This is a genomic window from Romboutsia sp. (assembly GCF_035470145.1).
Lineage (GTDB): Bacteria > Bacillota > Clostridia > Peptostreptococcales > Peptostreptococcaceae > Romboutsia_D.
The window spans coordinates 1-1661 of record NZ_DATIRC010000119.1; the positions used below are offsets into that span (position 1 = coordinate 1).

At 31.1% G+C, this 1661-nt stretch carries 2 protein-coding genes; both read right to left on the minus strand.

Features of this window, described 5'->3' with window-relative positions:
• Positions 1 to 118 precede the first annotated feature (118 nt).
• Entirely contained in the window at positions 119 to 1387 is a 1269-nt protein-coding gene (locus VLM92_RS04740) for a PBSX family phage terminase large subunit (RefSeq protein WP_325275208.1), read from the minus strand.
• Positions 1380 to 1661, minus strand: a 282-nt coding sequence (locus tag VLM92_RS04745) for a terminase small subunit (RefSeq protein ID WP_325275209.1), incomplete at its 5' end; no start/stop codon positions are given. The genes VLM92_RS04740 and VLM92_RS04745, both read right to left, overlap by 8 nt.

The following is a 1661-nucleotide window of genomic DNA, read 5'->3' on the forward strand; positions in this document are numbered from 1 at the left end:
CCTTCAAATATAAGCTTATTCTTATTATATTTTTCAAGTCTTTCAGTTTCGCTGGCAGGTGGGAAACTTGCACCTAATTTTAAAAAGTCTAAATTTGTTAACATCTATTCACCCCCCCTTAAATATTTACATTTACAAATCCTCTAGTCTTTCTATTCTTCATATCATTTTCACATGCGTATCTAGTAGCATCTATAATGTGATTGTCCTTGTCTTCTAATTTAGACTTTGGATTGCCGTCTTTATCAACTTGATAGTCTATGTTTTCAAATTCTTTAGCTGCGTTAGGTGTTCTTTTAGGATCAATAATAATAGCTTCTAAATCATCGAGCCATTTTTCTCCATATTCAACACTTCCAGCACCTTTTTTAGCACCTTCAATTTGAAACCCATATGACTTCATTTCTGCTATACTTCTAGGCTCTGCACTATCTGCAACTATCCTATCATAATGATACTTTTTAGATTTTAAAAATTCTTCTATTTTTCTTAAAGAAGCTTTAACCTCATAAAATTCATCAAACAAATATAATGTTCTTTTCTTTTTATCATAATGGCATCTTATAAAAGCTAATGGGTCAGTAGCATAACCCCAGTCAATGCCTTGCCTTATATTATCAAATGCAGCTATTTCTTTATCTGTAATAGTTCTAAATATAAGATTATTGAAAGGCACTACTCCACTTCCGATAGGCTCACCCAAGTATTCATGCCTATACTTAAATTCATTTCTTCTTTTTACTTCCTCTGCTTCTTCTATAAAAGCTTTTGAGATATGTTTATTTTCTAAATAAGTGCTACTGTGTATGTAAGTATTAGCAGCAAAGAATTGAGTGTCATATTTTTTATTAACCCACGATTGCTTTCTCTTAGGTGGATTGTAAGAGTAATAAACTTTATACTTTAATCCATCTTCTAATTCTGCTCTTAATACTGAATTTATTATGGTTGATACTTCTTCTTCTGTTTTGAACTCTGCTAATTCCTCTATCCATAAAGTAGTTACAGGAAACTTTGACATTTTAATAGATTTTATTTTATTAGGATCATCAGCACCTCTAAATATAATCTTGTTGCCCCTGGGCTTATATATCAATTGTAAAGGCGATACTTTGGATTCCCAATACATACCAACCCCTAAAATATCAATGGCTTCTTTTAGCTGCTCAAACACTGATTCAGATAATGTGTTACTAACTTTCCTAACTACTAAAGTAGTAACAGGATTTTTCATAGCATTTATTATAATATCAAAGCTTATATGAGTTGATTTAGCACTTCCTCTACCACCTTTTAATACATAGAATAGATAATCATTTTTCTTTGATTTAGCATAGAAGCTTTTAAAGTTATCATTAAATATTTCTGATAGTCTTTTACTACTCATCATCTTCACCTATATCATCTATGATCGTAACTACTTCATTTATATTAGCTTCTATCTTATCAGTAAACATTCTGTATCGTTTCCCTAATAATTCCCATGCTTTAAGCTTATCTTTATTAGTTGGTGTTCTTTCAGTCCTTACAACCTCACCTAGCTGCGTTATTGTGACTACTTCTTCTTCTTCTATTCCTCTAGCGATCCTTGTTAACCCCTCTAGTATTTCATCTTGAGAAGCTATTCTATCATTGTTTTTAGATTCCATAATTTCATCAAT

Coding starts and splice junctions, on each gene's coding strand:
- VLM92_RS04740 (WP_325275208.1), bottom strand. CDS start 1,387: ATGAGTAGTAAAAGACTATCAGAAATATTTAATGATAACTTTAAAAGC.